The 15,810-nt window shown below is 71.1% G+C and carries 15 protein-coding genes and 1 tRNA gene; 5 read left to right on the forward strand and 11 right to left on the reverse strand.

Annotated elements, in window-relative coordinates:
• Positions 1–90: 90 nt before the first annotated feature.
• A complete protein-coding gene (locus IEZ10_RS18810) occupies positions 91–441 on the forward strand; it encodes a site-specific integrase (RefSeq protein ID WP_189248036.1) in 351 nt (116 codons plus the stop codon).
• Positions 442–505: 64 nt separating this feature from the next.
• Here IEZ10_RS18810 and IEZ10_RS18815 read toward each other — a convergent pair whose 3' ends face one another.
• A complete protein-coding gene (locus IEZ10_RS18815; RefSeq protein WP_189247819.1) occupies positions 506–1,243 on the reverse strand; it encodes a Type 1 glutamine amidotransferase-like domain-containing protein in 738 nt (245 codons plus the stop codon).
• Between the two features lie 404 nt (positions 1,244–1,647).
• Between IEZ10_RS18815 and IEZ10_RS18820 the strand changes: the two genes are divergently transcribed.
• Both IEZ10_RS18820 and IEZ10_RS18825 read left to right on the forward strand, forming a co-directional pair.
• Complete coding sequence (locus IEZ10_RS18820; RefSeq protein WP_189247820.1) at positions 1,648–2,592, forward strand: RNA polymerase sigma-70 factor; 945 nt, start codon at positions 1,648–1,650, stop codon at positions 2,590–2,592.
• 80 nt (positions 2,593–2,672) lie between these two features.
• Positions 2,673–3,854, forward strand: a complete 1,182-nt coding sequence (locus IEZ10_RS18825; protein WP_189247821.1) for an NAD(P)/FAD-dependent oxidoreductase — start codon at positions 2,673–2,675, stop codon at positions 3,852–3,854.
• A gap of 524 nt (positions 3,855–4,378) precedes the next feature.
• On the opposite strand, the gene IEZ10_RS18835 is transcribed toward IEZ10_RS18825, so the two are convergent.
• The 4 genes from IEZ10_RS18835 to cysS all read right to left on the reverse strand — a co-directional run bounded on the left by IEZ10_RS18835 (position 4,379) and on the right by cysS (position 8,185).
• A tRNA-Thr gene (locus IEZ10_RS18835) sits at positions 4,379–4,451 on the reverse strand.
• 108 nt (positions 4,452–4,559) lie between these two features.
• Complete coding sequence (locus IEZ10_RS18840; RefSeq protein ID WP_229811404.1) at positions 4,560–5,438, reverse strand: DMT family transporter; 879 nt, start codon at positions 5,436–5,438, stop codon at positions 4,560–4,562.
• Between the two features lie 354 nt (positions 5,439–5,792).
• A complete protein-coding gene (rlmB, locus tag IEZ10_RS18845) occupies positions 5,793–6,761 on the reverse strand; it encodes a 23S rRNA (guanosine(2251)-2'-O)-methyltransferase RlmB (protein WP_189247824.1) in 969 nt (322 codons plus the stop codon).
• A 23-nt stretch (positions 6,762–6,784) separates the two neighbouring features.
• Positions 6,785–8,185: a cysteine--tRNA ligase gene (gene cysS, locus IEZ10_RS18850; RefSeq protein WP_229811405.1), complete on the reverse strand. Its 1,401-nt coding sequence runs from the start codon at positions 8,183–8,185 to the stop codon at positions 6,785–6,787.
• Between the two features lie 427 nt (positions 8,186–8,612).
• Here cysS and IEZ10_RS18855 point away from each other — a divergent pair, with 427 nt between their 5' ends.
• Positions 8,613–10,358, forward strand: a complete 1,746-nt coding sequence (locus IEZ10_RS18855; RefSeq protein WP_229811406.1) for a DUF2637 domain-containing protein — start codon at positions 8,613–8,615, stop codon at positions 10,356–10,358.
• A 583-nt stretch (positions 10,359–10,941) separates the two neighbouring features.
• Here the strand turns inward: IEZ10_RS18855 and IEZ10_RS18860 are convergent.
• From IEZ10_RS18860 to IEZ10_RS18875, 4 genes are all read right to left on the reverse strand, one after another.
• Entirely contained in the window at positions 10,942–11,214 is a 273-nt protein-coding gene (locus IEZ10_RS18860; protein ID WP_189247826.1) for a GlsB/YeaQ/YmgE family stress response membrane protein, read from the reverse strand.
• A 92-nt stretch (positions 11,215–11,306) separates the two neighbouring features.
• Positions 11,307–11,573, reverse strand: a complete 267-nt coding sequence (locus IEZ10_RS18865; RefSeq protein WP_189247827.1) for a GlsB/YeaQ/YmgE family stress response membrane protein — start codon at positions 11,571–11,573, stop codon at positions 11,307–11,309.
• 303 nt (positions 11,574–11,876) lie between these two features.
• Positions 11,877–12,344: a 2-C-methyl-D-erythritol 2,4-cyclodiphosphate synthase gene (gene ispF, locus IEZ10_RS18870; RefSeq protein WP_189247828.1), complete on the reverse strand. Its 468-nt coding sequence runs from the start codon at positions 12,342–12,344 to the stop codon at positions 11,877–11,879.
• Between the two features lie 17 nt (positions 12,345–12,361).
• A complete protein-coding gene (locus IEZ10_RS18875; RefSeq protein ID WP_012887713.1) occupies positions 12,362–12,844 on the reverse strand; it encodes a CarD family transcriptional regulator in 483 nt (160 codons plus the stop codon).
• A 261-nt stretch (positions 12,845–13,105) separates the two neighbouring features.
• Here IEZ10_RS18875 and IEZ10_RS18880 point away from each other — a divergent pair, with 261 nt between their 5' ends.
• Positions 13,106–13,714: a copper chaperone PCu(A)C domain-containing protein gene (locus tag IEZ10_RS18880; protein ID WP_189247829.1), complete on the forward strand. Its 609-nt coding sequence runs from the start codon at positions 13,106–13,108 to the stop codon at positions 13,712–13,714.
• A gap of 90 nt (positions 13,715–13,804) precedes the next feature.
• On the opposite strand, the gene IEZ10_RS18885 is transcribed toward IEZ10_RS18880, so the two are convergent.
• A complete protein-coding gene (locus IEZ10_RS18885; RefSeq protein ID WP_189247830.1) occupies positions 13,805–14,494 on the reverse strand; it encodes a response regulator in 690 nt (229 codons plus the stop codon).
• Positions 14,491–15,687 (reverse strand): sensor histidine kinase, encoded by a 1,197-nt coding sequence (locus IEZ10_RS18890; RefSeq protein WP_189247831.1) that lies wholly within the window; start codon positions 15,685–15,687, stop codon positions 14,491–14,493. The genes IEZ10_RS18885 and IEZ10_RS18890 overlap by 4 nt, the downstream gene beginning before the upstream one ends.
• Positions 15,688–15,810 lie beyond the last annotated feature (123 nt).

Below are 15,810 nucleotides of genomic sequence, written 5' to 3' on the forward strand. Positions count from 1 at the left end.
CAGCCACGGTGCAGCCCGCACAGGTCCCTCAGAGGTCCGGCGCCCGGCCGGCCACCCGCGCGGCGTCGCCGAGGCGGGGGTGATCTGGACGTGAGCGCGCTCTCCCTCATCGTCACCCTGGTGCTCGGGGCCACCGTCCTCGTCGGTTACACGCTCGTCCTCGTCGGGATGCGCCAGGAGGACCGGTGCATGAGTCTGGGCGAGGTGCCGCCGAGCCGTACGGCGGGCCTGGCACGGCGGGTGACCGGCTGCCACGTCCACGGCACCCGGCACACCCGCGCATCGCTCTCGACCGCTCTCGACGTCCACCCCCGGGTCGCGATGCGCATCCTGCGGCACTCGCAGATCTCGATGACCATGAACGTCTACGCCCAGACCCCCTCACCGGAGATCCGCAACGCACTCGATCGGTTGAACCGAAGCCTGGGCTGCGGAAGCTGATCACCCGCACCGTCTGCACGAGACCATGGGGTCCTCCAAGCGATTGGAGGGCCCCAGTGCTTACCTACGACGGTAGCCACTGCCGAGCAGGAAGGGCCTGCTGGCCGTACCCTCCCACGCCGTCGGGCTCTACGAACCAGGCGTTCCGTTCGGGGAGGACACCCAGGACTTCATGGAGTCGGTCGCCCACGTAGTGGAGGGCGACGCCGTCTTCTGTCGCGTAGCCCGCCGGGAGGTCTCCCGCGCTGATGAGTTCGCGAAAGCGCCGGTGCCGGGGTTGGTCGCCCAGATCATCGTGGACTCCGTTGCTGTACGGCAGGAAGCCCAACCCGTTGTCGATGGCGTCGAGGGAGTCGCCAAAGGAGTCGGTCACGCAGCCCAGATGCCAGCACAGGCTGCCGGCGCTCTGCCCGGCCAGCACCACTCCCGCTTCCCAGCACTCTCGTAGGACGGCGTCGAGCCGGTGTGCACGCCAGACCGCCAGCAGGTTCACCGCGCTGCCGCCCGACACGAAGATCACGTCCTGCGCCAGAAGGTGAGCCCGGATGTCCGCGATGTTCGGTCTGACGAACAGCTCCAGGTGCGACATCTCCCCGGCCCCGAAGAAGCCGGCCCGCTCATACCAACGGTCGATGGAGGCGCGCGCGTCGCCCACCGCGGTGGCGATCAGACAGACCCGCGGCTTCTGTACGCCAGTGAGCCGAAGCGCCTGCCACATCTGGGCGCCCGCTCGCTCCGGGGGAAAGTCCGCAGGCGGATACAGCACCCCCGAACCCGCCAAGATCTGTCGCTCCCTGACCATGCCAGGCATCCTCGTACCCGGCGGCGATCACTCGCAAGATCAGGTTCCGCCAACGCGAGAGCGGCCGGGGTCTCAGTGGATCGCCGGACCCCGTTGCTGTACGGAGATCAAAAAGGCCACTTCCGATGATCGGAAGTGGCCTTTGAGCTGCGAGCCGACGCGGGGAATCGAACCCCTGACCTTCTGTTCACAAGGTCCCCGAACGATGTCCAAGGTCGTTGAAGCCGTTCGCTCTGCTGTTCGCCGGAGTTCCGGCCGTTCAGACCCGTCCGGATCGGTTCGTGATCGTCCGTTCGGGTGGCTCCCAGAGTGGCTCCCAAGCCAGAAGGAGGATCGCCCGCCGCCGCCGGATCACGGTGGACACGGTGTGGACGCGACCTGCGCGCATGACCGATCATTGGGCGATGTCGCTCCGCACGCACGATGCTGATCTGTTCGAGAGCTCCAGGGGCCGTTTGGAGGCGATCGCCTACCGGCTGCTGGGGTCGGTCGGCGACGCGGAGGACGCGGTGCAGGATACGTACCTGCGCTGGCATGCGGCGGACCGGGAACGGATCGAGACACCCGCGGCGTGGCTGACGAAGGTGCTCACCAATATCTGCCTCAACCAGCTCACCTCGGCGCGGGTCAGGCGGGAGACCTACGTGGGGCAGTGGCTCCCGGAGCCGGTGCTGGACGGAGACCGGATCCTCGGCCCCGCCGACACCTTCGAGCAGCGCGAGTCGTTCTCCATGGCGATGCTCACCCTCATGGAGCGGCTGTCCCCCAATGAGCGCGTGGTGTATGTGCTGCGCGAGGCGTTCGGGTACGCGCACCGCGAGATCGCGGAGATTCTGGACATCACCGAGTCGAACTGCCAGCAGATCCACCGGCGCGCCAAGCAGCATCTGGCCGTCGAACGATCCCGTACGGAGATCGACGCGGCCACCGCGCGGAAGATCGTCGAGGAGTTTCTCGCCGCGGCCCTCAGCGGCGACACCGAGCCGCTGATCCGGCTGCTCGCCGATGATGCGGTCAGCATGGCCGACGGCGGCGGCAAGGTCCACGCCCGCAGGACTCCGATCATCGGAGCGATGGACATCGCGAAGTACCTGCGCGCGCTGTTTCAGCCGAGCGATGCCAAGCGAGCCCTCGTCGGTGGCAGTCCCGCCTTCTACGCCGTCGTCGTCAACGGCGGTCCTGCCGTGCTGGCCGAGGTCGATGAGCAGGTCATCGGCGTGTTCTGCCTCGATGCGACCCCCGACGGTCTGGCATCGATCCACATCCAGGTCAACCCGGACAAACTCCAGCGCATCGCGCGGCAGTGGGCCGCCACCGGACCCCATCACCCGCTGGCGGCGAACTGGTGACCCAGATCACACTCATTCGCTGTCAGGGATGGCGCCCCTGCCCGGTTCAGGAGGTGAGAACGACCGGATAGGAGCCAGCCATGAAGCATCGCATCGTCGTCCTGGGAGCCGGATACGCCGGAGCCAACACCGCCGGCCGCCTCGCCAGGCGGCTGCACCGCGACGACGTCGAGATCACCCTGGTCAACGGCGATGCGGAGTTCGTCGAGCGGGTGCGCCTGCACCAGCTCGCCGGCGGCCAGGACCTGAAGCCCCGCCCGCTGCGCGACCTGTACGCGGGCACCGGCGTACAGGTCCGGACCGCGCGGGTCACCGCCGTCGACGTGGAAGCCAAGACCGTCGATCTCGGCGGTGAGACCCTCGCCTATGACACCCTCGTGTACGCCCTGGGCAGCACCGTCGCCGATCACGGCGTCCCCGGCGTCGCCGAGCACGCTCACAACGTGGCCGGCAAGCAGGCCGCCCTCCGGCTGCGGGCGCGCCTGAGCGAGATCGAGCCCGGCGGGACCGTGCTGGTCGTGGGCGGCGGCCTGACCGGCATCGAGGCGGCCACCGAGATCGCCGAAGCCCACCCCGGTCTCAAGGTCGCGATCGCCGCCCGCGGCGGCGCCGGCGACTGGCTCAGCGACAAGGCCCGGCACCATCTGCGCGGCGCCTTGGACCGGCTCGGCATCACCGTCCACGACCACGCCGACATCACCCGCGTCGAAGCCGACGGTGTGGTCACCGGCACGGGCGCGAAGATCCCGGCCCGGGTGACCGTGTGGACCGCGGGGTTCACCGTGCACCCGATCGCGGCCGCCACCACCCTCGAGGTGTCCGGCACGGGCCGGATCATCGTCGACGCCGGCATGCGCTCGGTCTCCCACCCCGACGTGTACGCCGTCGGCGACGCCGCACTCGCCGAAGGAGCGGGCGGCAAACCGCTGCGGATGTCGTGCGCCTCGGCCAACCCGATGGCGTGGCTGGCGGCCGACGTCATCGCCGCGCGCCTGACCGGCCGCACGGTTCCCCAGACCACGATCGGCTACTCCGTGCAGTGCATCAGCCTCGGACGCCGCGATGGGATCATCCAGCGCGTGACCCCCGACGACCAGGTCACCTCCACCGTCATCACGGGCCGGACCGCCGCCCGCATCAAGGAGATGATCTGCGCGAGCGCGGCCTGGAGCGTCTCCCACCCGACCATGATGATGCCGAGCCGCCGCCGCCACCTCACGGCCACCGACACGGCGGCGACCCGGCTCCCCACCCGGGCATGACGAAGAGTGTTGCCGGGCGAGCGTGGTTGCCCGTTCGCCCGGCCGATGCGTACGAGCGAACCGCTCGGGCCACCCCCTGTCGCTGATGCGGCTGCGCTACGGCGGATCCGCCCCCGCGGGGCGCAGCCGTCCATGTGGCCGGCGCCGGTGAGTACGAAGATCAGATCTGGTTCACTTTCTCGCATCTGTTCTCCAGGCTGGCGCGCAAGGCCGGCCTCGGGCACTGGCATCCGCACGAGCTGCGGCACTCGGGAGCCTCGCTCATGCTCGCCCAGGGCACTCCCCTCACGTCGTCTCCGAGATCCTCGGGCACGCGAGCATCGCGATCACCAAGGACGTCTACGGCCATCTCGTGGAAGGCGAGAAGCGCGCGGCGACGGCGGCGATCTCCGGGGCGCTGCTGAGCAGACAAAGGCCGGTGGCTCTCAAAGTGGCTCCCAAAGACGCCGAGGACACCGGCTGAGCATCGAAAGCAGGAAGGCCCCTGACGGCGTTACGCCTGTTCAGGGGCCTTTCTCTTTGCGAGCCGACGAGGGGAATCGAACCCCTGACCTTCTGTTTACAAGACAGATGCTCTGCCGATTGAGCTACGTCGGCATGGTCGCCTCCTGAGTTTAGTCGGCTCCCGGCCTGGACGTCACCAACCTGATGACTCGGACGTCACCGAACCGGAGGAACCTCGAAGCGACAAGAGGGATGAGCACATCACCGGGTTCTCGGATTCGGCTCCGAGCGTGGGGGGGCGGCCTGTTCCGACTTGGCCAGGAACGGTGATCGGCCGAGTATGAAGATCCCTGCCACCATCGCGATCAGGCCGATGACCTCTCCCGCCAGTGCCCCGGACGTGACCCGTACCTTCTCGGAGAAGATCACGATGCCCAGCACGATCCCGACGATCGGTTCGGCGGCGGTGGTGGCGGGCAGCGAGACCCGGAGCGGCGCGGCGTCGAATGCGCTCTGGCCGAGCAGCAGCCCAACCAGGGCGACGCCGACCAGGACGTACGGCTGCCAGCTCATGGCGAGCACCTCCGTCCCCTCCCGCAGCCTGAGCAGCGAACCGCGGGTCAGCACGTCCTGCACGCCGTACAGTATTCCGGCGGCGCCCGCGAGCAGGGACGCCTCCACCTGCAGGGCGCAGCGGCGCCCGATCAGGACGAGGACGGCGGCGATCACGACCACGAGGAGCACCGCCAGCCAGCGCGCGGAGTCCGGACCGGGTGAGCTGCCTCCGTGCGGCTGCCCGAAGACCAGGAAGAGCGCCACCCCACCGCTGACCAGTACCGCGCCCAGCCATTCCGTCCGGCTCAGATGTTCTTTGTAGACCACGTGGGCGGCCGTCAGGGCGAACAGGAGGCTCGTCGCCAGGAGCGGTCCCACCTTGGTCAGGTCGTCCTCGTACAGCGCCACCGCGCTGACGATCTGGCCGGCGAGCATCAGGCCGATCCCGGTCAGCCAGAGCCGGGAGCGGATGAGGTGCAGCAGCAGGCGCGGGTGGAGGATCTCTCCCAGCGGCTCACGGTATGCCGCGTGCTGCTGGGCGACGAACCCGAGGCCGAGCAGGCACGCCGAGACGAGAGAGATCAAGAAGATCAACGTGCGTCCTCCGGGGTCGGCCCGCCGCCGTCCGGTGTGTCCGGCCAGGCGGGCGCCGCGAGGGAGCGTTCTCGTCTCCCGGACCCCGCGGCCCGCCGAAGGCGGCGCTCCCACCTCTCTGGGAGATCTCCCGCCCGGCGGCGGTCCGTACGGCTTCCGCGGGCGGCCACTGTCGGACGGGTTTCCCGCCCCCTACCTACCCGGGACGCCGAATCCCTACCTGACCAGGGAGGACTCCTTCGGACGACCGCCGCCGGCCCACGCCGTACCGTGTCCGGCCAGCCGTACGGCGCCGCGCCCGGCGCCCGTACCCGGCTCCCGCCCCGTGCCCGGAGGCCCGGCGCGTCACCGCTTGCGGTGGCGGGAGACCTCGTAGAGGGCGATGCCGGCGGCGACGCCCGCGTTGAGGGACTCGGCCGCGGCGTTCATCGGGATGCGGACGACCAGGTCACACGCCTCGCGGACCAGGCGGGACAGGCCCTTGCCCTCCGAGCCGACGACCACGACCAGCGGGTCGCCGAGGAGGTTGGCGTCGGCGAGGTCGACGGTGCCCTCACCGTCCAGGCCGATGACGAAGAGCCCGGCTTCGCGGTACTCGCGCAGCGTGGCGGTCAGGTTGGCCGCCCGGGCGACCGTCAGGGTGGCCAGCGTGCCCGCGGAGGTCTTCCAGGCGCCGCCCGTCACCCCGGCCGATCGGCGGGAGGGGACGACCAGGCCGTGGGCGCCGAACGCGGTGGCCGAACGGGCGATGGCGCCGAGGTTGCGCGGGTCGGTGACGCCGTCGAGCGCCACGATCAGCGGCACCTCGGCGGCGTCCTGGGCGATGGCGACCAGGTCGTCGGGGTGGGCGTAGTCGTAGGGCGGGATCTGCAGGGCCAGCCCCTGGTGGATCCCGCCTTCGGTGAGGCGGTCGAGCTTCTCCCTGCCGACCTCGAGCATCGCGATGCCGCGGTCGGCGGCGATCCGCATCGACTCCTTGACCCGGTCGTCGTTGTCGATGCGCGTGGCGACGTAGAGGGTGCTGGCGGGCACCCCGGCTCGCAGCGCCTCCACGACGGGGTTGCGCCCGCCGATGTACTCGGGGGCGTCCTCGCCGCGCTTGGCGCGGGCCGGGGGGCGCGAGGAGGGGGACTTGCCTGTCCGTTCCTCGCGCTCGACCCGCTGCGTGCGCGCCTTGTCCTTGTACCAGTGCCGCATGTGCGCCGGCGGGGTCGCCCCCTTGCCCTCGAGGCCACGGCGGACGTTGCCGCCCGTGCCCTTGGTCGGACTCTTCTTCTTCGCGGGTCGCCCGGACCCTCTACCCCCACCAGCCATGCTGTATAGGGTACGGCCTGCGCTTACCGGGACAGTTCCCAACGGGGGCCCTGGGGGGTGTCCTCCACGGTGATCCCGGCCTGGGCGAGCTGGTCGCGGATGCCGTCGGCCGCCGCGAAGTCCTTGCGGGCCCGGGCCGCCTGGCGCTGTTCCAGGGCCACGCCGACCAGCGCGTCGACGGTGGCGCGCAGGCCGGTGTCGCCGCCGGAGGAGCGCCACTGCTCCGAGCGCGGGTCGAGGCCGAAGACGTCGAGCATGTTCTGTGTCTCGGCGAGGAGCCTGGCGACCTGCTCCTTGTTGCCCTGCGCCAGCGCCACGTTGCCCTCGCGGACCACCTCGTGGACGACCGCGAGCGCCTGGGAGGTGTTCAGGTCGTCGTTGAGGGCGTCCACGAACGGCTCGGGCAGCGGCGCGTGCGCGTCGACGTCGTGGATGACCTCGGCGGCGCGGGTGACGAAGCCCTCGATGCGCTGGTAGGCCGCGGCGGCCTCGAACAGCGCCTCCTCGGAGTACTCGATCGCGGAGCGGTAGTGCGGGGCGGCGAGGTAGTAGCGCAGCTCGACCGGGCGGATCTTCTTGGTCACCTCGGGCACCAGCAGGGAGTTGCCGAGCGACTTGCTCATCTTCTCCGCGCCGATCTTGAGCATGCCGTTGTGCATCCAGTAGCGGGCGAAGCCGTCCCCGGCCGCCTGCGACTGCGTCAGCTCGTTCTCGTGGTGCGGGAAGACCAGGTCGACGCCGCCGCCGTGGATGTCGAAGGTCGGCCCGAGGTATTTGGTGGCCATGGCCGAGCACTCCAGGTGCCAGCCGGGGCGGCCGCGGCCCCACGGGGTCGGCCAGCTCGGCTCGCCGGGCTTCTCGCCCTTCCACAGCGCGAAGTCGCGCGGGTCGCGCTTGGCGGAGTCGGTGTCGGTGTCGCCCGCGGCGCGGAGGTTCTCCGGTTTCTGGTTCGACAGCGAGCCGTACCGGTCGGCGTAGGAGAGGACGTCGAAGTAGACGTCGCCGTCGGAGGCGTAGGCGTGGCCGCGCTCGATCAGCCGCTCCATGAGCTCGATCATCTCGGGCACGTGGCCGGTGGCCCGCGGCTCGACGGTCGGCGGCAGGCAGCCGAGGATCTGGTAGGCCCAGGTGAAGGCGCGCTGGTTGCGCTCGGCGACGACGAACCACGGCACGCCCTCGGCCGCCGCGACCCGAATGATCTTGTCGTCGATGTCGGTGACGTTCCGGCAGAAGGTGACGTCGTAGCCCGACCGGATCATCCAGCGGCGGAGCACGTCGAAGTTGACGCCGGAACGGATGTGCCCGATGTGGGGAGGAGCCTGCACGGTGGCGCCACACAGGTAGATCGACGCCCGGCCGGGTTCGACCGGAACGAATTCGCGGACCGTACGTACGCTGGTGTCGTATAGGTGCAGGGTGCTCACGAAGGCAAGGCTAACGCCTTACCTCACCTCACAAGCCGGGTTACGCGACGTTGACGTCGCTCAGGCGAGTCTTTTGCGGCCATTGACCGCCAATGGCATCAATGCCCATTTACGCGTGGCTTCGTGGCGAGCGCCCGCCGGTGACACGACCACGCCCGACCACCCGACCACCAGGCCTCGGACCGGCACGATCGCCGCCGTGACGGCACCGATCCATCCGGCGGGCCACGTCCGTCCCTGTGCCACAGTCGCCACCGTGACGGCACCGATCCATCCGGCGGGCCACGTCCGTCCCTGTGCCACGGTCGCCACCGTGACGCATCGGTCCGGAGAACGGTGGGCCCGCCGTACCGGACGCCCACGCCGGTCTGTCGTACGGTTCGCCGGACCGATCATTCCGTGACCGATTCTGTAGGCTCGAAGGGCCATGGACGTGAAACCCCCCGCGGCGGCAGACCCGGTCTCCCGCCCGTCTGCGCCCCTGCCCGCACCCGCCCGGCCGAGCAGGGCGGCGATCGTGTTACGCCGCGTCGGAGTCGCCCTCGCCGGGATCTGCGTGGCCGCCCTCACCGCCGCCGCGTGCGTGCTCTCCTTCGAGGACCTGCGCGCGCTCGCCCTGACCGGCGCGGCGGATCCCGGGCTGGCCTACCTCTACCCCGCGGCCTTCGACGCGCTGCTCGTCATCGCGATGACCGCCGCGCTGCTGCTGTGGAACGGCCGCTGGCCGGCCCGCCTGCAGGCGGGCCTGGTGCTGGCGCTGCTGCTCGCCGCCGCGGCCGCCGCCGAGGTGACCACGGCGGTGCGGGCCCCGGTGGACGTACGGCAGGCGGCCGTCGGGGTGGCCGTCGCGCCGTGGGTGATGGTGCTGCTGGCGCTGTGGCTCTGGTTCCTGCTGATCAAGCACGGCGCCGGCCGGCGGACCGCGTCCGGCCCGGGTACGGCGGGCCGGGACGGCCATGGCGGGTACGCGGGAGGCACCGGGGAGTACGCCGGGGGCTCCGGGGACGATGCCGGGCGGTGGGACCGCGATGACATCGTGCCGTTCCCGGACGCCGCCTCGGGCCCCATCGCGAGCGCGCCCTCCCCGGGCACCGCCTCCGGCCCCATCGCGGACGGCCCCTCCGCCACCGCGAGCGCGCCCTCCCCGGGCGCCACCCCATATGCCGCCCCGACCGACGCCTCGACCGACGCGACGGACGGCGCGGCGGACGGCGCGGCGGACGGTGTCCCGGCCGGCGGTGACCACCCGCGGGCCGCCCGTCCCGTGGAGCGTGCCCCGCACACCCCGCCCGGGGAGCCGGTCCACCACGCTCCGGTGGAGACCCCGCTCGATCCGCAGGCCGCTCCGCCGCTGGAGTCGGCACCGCACCACGATCTGCCGCCCGCCGTTCCGCTGGTCGGTCCCACCCCGGCCCCGGAGACCCCCGAGGTCGACGAACTGCCGCCGGTCGGCGAGCCGGACCCGGACCCCGCCCCGGCGCGTCCCGCGGCTCCCGAAGCGCCCACCGGTTCCAGGCCCTCCACCGGCTTCGAGACCTCCGGTTCCGAGGACCCCGCCGGCCCCGAGTCCGCCGCCGGTTCCAGGTCCGCTCCCGTGACCCGGCCGGCCACCGGGTCGCCCGCCGGCCGGGAATCCTCCACGCCCCTCGGACGGCCTCCCGTCCAGGAGCCCTTCACGACCACCGGGCGGTCTCCCGTCGGGGAACCCTCCGCGGTCCCCGAGCCGTCCGCAGGCCCGGAGCCCTCCCCGGCCGCCGAGCCGCCCGCAGTCGGGGAATCCTCCGAGACCCCGCCCGTCCCCGAGCCGCTCGCCGCTCCCACGCCCGGCAGGCCGGTGCGCTGGGGGGATCTGCTCCGGCCCCCGAAGGGTGACGTGCTGGTCCATCCGCTCCGCCCCGCCGCACCGGAGGCCGAGGCCGCCGGGCAGGAGGCCGACGAGCGCGGGGACGACACCCAGCCGATGCTCGCGATCCCCGACGAGGACGAGAGCGGGGACGAGGAGCGGGATCCGGCGGGGAGGCCCGGGACGACGGGCTCTGTCCCGGATCCCGATCCGGCGCACAGCGCCGAGACCGCCGACCCCGACGAGGGGCCTGCGGACGGCGGGGCGGCCGGTACGGCCCCGCCGCCCTCGGGGCGCATGCGGAGCACGCCCACTCCGCCGGACGAGTGAGGTCCTGACCGGGCCCACGGGTGCCTGACCGGGGACCCACGGGTGAAGGGCGGCCATGTCCGGATCCCGCTCGACCGGACCCGGCAGGGCTCGGCCGGCCTCGGCCGGCAAGGTGCCGGCCCATGAGCAGAGGGCGGTGGCCGCGTCGTGACGCGACCACCGCCCTCTGCTCGATGCCGGACCGGCCCGCAGCTATTCGCTCACATCTCGGTGAGCGGCGCCCCACTGCGGACCGGCGCCCTGCTCACCTCCGCGCCCGTCCCCGGATGGACCGGGGCCGACCACCTCACGACATTTCGGGAAATGGTCTAAACGGTGGTGATCCACTCGTCTGCCGGGCCAACCGGGTGGGTCACCCGCGAAGGCGGTGGCGCCGTGCGGGCCGCCGCCTTCACCTCCGGGCCGGAGGGCGTTCTTCCGGGTCACGGCGGAGCGATCGGGGCCGGGTTGCCCCGCCGTACCGGTTGTTCTCCTCCGCGGAACCGTTCCGGGTCCCGTTCCGTGGATCTCCCGCCCGCTGCGGGGGAGATCCACGGAACGGGACCCGGCGGCGGCTCACATCGCGGGCCTTACGCGCCGGGGGTCACACCCTGGAGCTCGACCGCCGCAGACCGGCGACCAGGCCGACACCGACGGCGGCGAGGACGACCTGCATGACAAGCTCGATCCAGTCGATGCCGTCCGTGGTGGCCACGCCGAGGGACTGGGCGATCGCGGTGCCGATGAGCGCGGCGACGATGCCGACGGCGATGGTCAGGAACCAGCCGATCGGCTGCCGGCCGGGAAGCACGAGACGACCGAGGGCGCCGACGATGGCGCCGATGACGATGGCCCCGAGGATGGACGCGATGGTCATATCAACCTCCTCAATGGGATGAGATCTTCACCTCACGGGAAGGTCGCTACCCTCCGGACCGGAGTTATGCGTGGTGGCCGGGAAATCCTGGATCAGGGACTTTTCCGCAGCTGCATCTGGGCGACGGCCAGCACCCCGATGACCGCGAGTGCGAGCTGGATGAGGTGCTCCCACCAGTCGATCCCCGGCGTGTCGGCGAGCCCGAGAGCGGCGGCGATGGCGGTGCCGATGAGCGCGGCGACGATGCCGACGATGACCGTCATGCCGACGGAGATGTTCTGCCGGCCGGGAAGGATGAGGCGTGCCAGCGCCCCGATGACGGCACCGATGATGATCGCGGCGATGATGGATCCGAGCATGTCCGGCTCTCCCCCCGATACGGAGCATGTCATCAGGGGGTTACCCAGGACGTTCACCGGTCATTCGGGAAAGGTGGTGGCCCGCACCGCGCCAGTTGACGGGCCACCGCCCCGGATTCCTCGGCGGGCATTCCGCACCGCCCGCCGGAACGCTTTCGCGTTCGTAAAGAAGACGTCCGCCTCCCGGTTCGGGTTCACCCGCCGGGGGACATCCGTCTCCGGGTCCTGGCGCGCCGCGCCAGGAGACGCCGCCGGGTCCGGCGGCGCCGCGTCAGGCGATGCCCGTCCCCGGGTTCCGAATCATCATGACGGGTTCTGACTCATCACGATCGCGGTCGCGACGGCCGCCACGCCCTCGCCCCGCCCGGTGAGGCCCAGGCCGTCGGTCGTGGTGGCGCTGACGCTCACCGGCGCGCCCACGGCCGCCGAGAGCACCCTCTCCGCCTCGGCCCGTCGCGGCGCGAGCTTGGGCCGGTTGCCGATCACCTGGACGGCCACGTTGCCGATCTCGAAGCCGGCCGCGCGCACCGTACGGGCGGCCTCGCCCAGCAGGGTGACGCCGGAAGCGCCCGCCCAGCGGGGGTCCGCGGTGCCGAACAGCCCGCCGAGGTCACCGAGACCCGCCGCGGACAGCAGCGCGTCGCAGGCGGCGTGTGCCGCCGCGTCACCGTCGGAGTGCCCGGAGAGACCCGTCTCTCCCGGCCAGTGGAGCCCCGCGAGGTGCAGCTCGCGACCGGATGCGAACGGGTGGACGTCGATTCCGACGCCCACCCGCGGAAATATGGTGTTCAGGAGTTGAGAACCTCGTCCAGAAGTGCCTCGGCCTTGTCCTCGTTGGTCTTCTCCGCGAGCGCGAGCTCGCTGACCAGGATCTGCCGGGCCTTGGCCAGCATTCGCTTCTCTCCTGCGGAGAGCCCGCGCTCCTTGTCTCGTCGCCACAGGTCGCGAACGACCTCGGCCACCTTGTTGACGTCACCGGACGCCAGCTTCTCCAAGTTGGCCTTGTAGCGGCGGGACCAGTTCGTGGGCTCTTCGGTGTGAGGCATGCGAAGCACGTCGAAAACGCGCTCAAGGCCCTCTTGGCCGACGACATCGCGAACGCCGACGAGTTCGGCGTTGTCTGCCGGCACCTGGACGGTAAGGTCGCCCTTGTCGACCTTGAGAACCAGGTAGGTCCTTTCCTCACCCTTGATGGTCCGGGTCGTGATTGCCTCGATCCGAGCAGCCCCGTGGTGGGGGTAGACGACAGTGTCGCCGACCTGGAAAGTCATGTGACAAGTACCCCTTCCGCTGTACTCAAGAGTACCACGTATCCACAGCCTCCCGGAACAGTGAAATCACCATAACTGCAGGTCAAAGCGGCATCTTATGGCTTGACAAATGTTCTCCCCTGTGAATCGGCAGGCTGAAAAGCGGTCCCCACCTGCATTCGGCACTCCTCCGCGATCAGGTGGGTCGCCGGAAAACCCGGTATTGGACACGGATAGGGTTGGCCCTGTCCTGCATCCAGTGTGACAAGGAGACCCCGTACCGTGACCCGCAACAGCCGTCGCTGGGCGATCGCCGCCGCCGCGTTCCTCGCCGCCGCCCCCGTCCTGGCCGGCTGCGGTACCGGAGAGGACGCCAACACCAACAAGCCCTACCACCCGACCGAGGCCGTCACCGTCAGGCAGAACGGCATCGACATCTCCCAGGCGTTCTTCCTCGGCCCCGAGCCCGGCTCGAAGATCCAGGCCGGTGGGGCGACCCCGCTGTACATGTCGCTGGTCAACAGCGCGCAGACCCCCGACCAGCTCGTCGGCGTCGGCGTCGACCCGGCCGTGGGCACCGCGAAGATCCCCGCACCCGTCGAGCTCAAGACGGGTCAGGGCGTGCGGGTCGGCACTCCCACGCCCACCATCGTGGTGGAGGGCCTGAAGCAGCCCCTGAGCGGCGGGGAGAGCATCAGGATCCAGCTGCAGTTCGCCAACGCGGGCATCATCCCGGTGACGGTTCCGGTCATCACCCGCAGCCGCGAGTTCGCCACCCTGGCTCCGGCGCCGGGCGGGGACCAGTCGTCCACGCCGTCCGCCACGCCGTCGGCGAGCCCCACGGAGGGTGCGACGGCATCGCCGTCCCCCAGCCCCTCCACCACCGAGTGACCGGCGGCGGCCGGCGCGGCTCCGCGCCGGCCGTGCCGCCGTGAACATGCGAAGGGGGCGTGCGGGACGACTTCCCGCACGCCCCCTTCGTCAGCTCTCCACGGGGTCGAACTTGTAGCCCAGCCCGCGGACCGTGAGGATGCAGCGCGGGTTGGAGGGGTCGGCCTCGACCTTGGCTCGCAGCCGCTTGACGTGCACGTCCAGGGTCTTGGTGTCGCCCACGTAGTCGGCGCCCCAGACCCGGTCGATGAGCTGGCCCCGGGTGAGCACCCGACCGGCGTTGCGCAGCAGCACCTCCAGCAGCTCGAACTCCTTCAGCGGGAGCTGTACCTGGTTCCCCCGGACGGCGACGACGTGCCGGTCGACGTCCATCCGGACCGGGCCGGCGGTCAGCACCGCCGACTCCGCCTCCTCGGTGTCGCCCTGGCGGCGCAGCACCGCGCGGATGCGGGCCACCAGCTCCCGGGAGGAGAACGGCTTGGTCACGTAGTCGTCGGCGCCCAGCTCCAGCCCGACGACCTTGTCGATCTCGCTGTCCTTGGCGGTGAGCATGATCACCGGGACGTTGGAACGCTGACGCAGCGAGCGGCAGACCTCGGTCCCCGGCAGGCCGGGCAGCATCAGGTCGAGCAGCACCAGGTCGGCGCCGTTGCGGTCGTAGGCGTCCAGCGCCTCCGGGCCGGTGGCCGCGACCGCGACCTCGAAGCCCTCTTTGCGCAGCATGTAGGACAGGGCGTCGGAGAAGGACTCCTCGTCCTCGACGACAAGCACGCGGGTCACTGCGCGGCCTCCAGGGGGATCGGGGTGGTACGGGGTACGGCTACCGCCGTCCCGCCGAAGGCGGGCAGGCGGAGGGTGAAGGTGGAGCCGGATCCTTCCTTGCTCCACACCGTCACCGCGCCGTTGTGGGCGGCGGCGACGTGTTTGACGATGGCGAGGCCGAGGCCGGTGCCCCCGGTGGCGCGCGAGCGGGCGGCGTCGACGCGGAAGAACCGCTCGAAGATCCGCTCCTGGGCGCTCTCCGGGATGCCGATCCCCTGGTCGCTCACGCTGATCTCGATCGACTCGTGGTGCGGACCCACGGCGCGCGCGCTGATCACGACCCGGGTCTGCTCGGGGCTGTAGGCGACCGCGTTGTCGATGAGGTTGCGCAGCGCGGTGACCAGGAGCTCGTCGTCGCCCCAGATCCGCAGGCCCTCGACGCCCCCGGTGACCAGGCTGATGTTCTTGGCCGCGGCGGTGGTGTTGCAGCGGTCGATGGCCTCGTGCACGGCGTCGTCGATCGGGACGGGCCCCGGGGTGGGGATGGGTTCGGCCCCCTGGATGCGGGAGAGCGTGATGAGGTCCTGGACGAGGTAGGTCAGGCGGGCGGCCTCGTGCTGCATCCGCCCGGCGAAGCGGGTGACCGCCTCGGGGTCGTCGGCGGCGTCCTGGATGGTCTCGGCGAGCAGCGACAGCGCGCCCACCGGTGTCTTGAGCTCGTGGCTCACGTTGGCGACGAAGTCGCGGCGCACCGCCTCGACCCGGCGGTGCTCGGTCTGGTCCTCGGCGAGCACGAGCACCTGGCCGTAGGAGCCCAGCGGGGCGACCCGGACCGCGAAGCAGGTGGAGTCCTGGCCGAACTTGTGCCCGGCCACCTCGATCTCGTTCTCCCGGATCTCGCCGTCCCGGCGGACCCGCCTGGCCATCGCGAGGAGCTCGGCCACCACCAGGTGGTCACCCTTGACGAGGCCGAACGCCCGGGCGGCCGAGCTGGCCCGGAGCACCCTGTCGTCCCTGTCGAGCACGACCGCCGAGGACGGCAGCACGGCCAGCACGGAGGCGACGCCCGGTGGCAGCGCACCGGGCGCGACGTCGTCCACCGGCGTCAGCACGACACGCCGTCCCTCGATGTTGTGCCGGACGACCATCACGGCCAGCGCTCCGACGACGAAGCCGGCCAGCGCGGCCAAGCTCGCCAGCAGCTCACTCATGCGGTCCTCCTGTAGGCTTCACGGTCCCGATGGTAGGCGGGCGTTTTCCCCTTCAGGCAGCTCAGAGCGGCACTACAACGGCCTTTCCCGCAATGTTCACTTTACGGTCGGGGTTCGTTCACC

Source organism: Streptosporangium pseudovulgare (assembly GCF_014648055.1).
Classification (GTDB): Bacteria; Actinomycetota; Actinomycetes; order Streptosporangiales; family Streptosporangiaceae; genus Streptosporangium; species Streptosporangium pseudovulgare.

Bases quoted from the DNA above. Each gene is read 5' to 3' on its own strand.
- IEZ10_RS18815 (WP_189247819.1), bottom strand. From the start codon at position 1,243: ATGGTCAGGGAGCGACAGATCTTGGCGGGTTCGGGGGTGCTGTATCCG.
- IEZ10_RS18820 (WP_189247820.1), top strand. From the start codon at position 1,648: ATGTCGCTCCGCACGCACGATGCTGATCTGTTCGAGAGCTCCAGGGGC.
- IEZ10_RS18825 (WP_189247821.1), top strand. From the start codon at position 2,673: ATGAAGCATCGCATCGTCGTCCTGGGAGCCGGATACGCCGGAGCCAAC.
- rlmB (WP_189247824.1), bottom strand. From the start codon at position 6,761: ATGGCTGGTGGGGGTAGAGGGTCCGGGCGACCCGCGAAGAAGAAGAGT.
- IEZ10_RS18855 (WP_229811406.1), top strand. From the start codon at position 8,613: ATGGACGTGAAACCCCCCGCGGCGGCAGACCCGGTCTCCCGCCCGTCT.
- IEZ10_RS18860 (WP_189247826.1), bottom strand. From the start codon at position 11,214: ATGACCATCGCGTCCATCCTCGGGGCCATCGTCATCGGCGCCATCGTC.
- IEZ10_RS18865 (WP_189247827.1), bottom strand. From the start codon at position 11,573: ATGCTCGGATCCATCATCGCCGCGATCATCATCGGTGCCGTCATCGGG.
- IEZ10_RS18875 (WP_012887713.1), bottom strand. From the start codon at position 12,844: ATGACTTTCCAGGTCGGCGACACTGTCGTCTACCCCCACCACGGGGCT.
- IEZ10_RS18890 (WP_189247831.1), bottom strand. From the start codon at position 15,687: ATGAGTGAGCTGCTGGCGAGCTTGGCCGCGCTGGCCGGCTTCGTCGTC.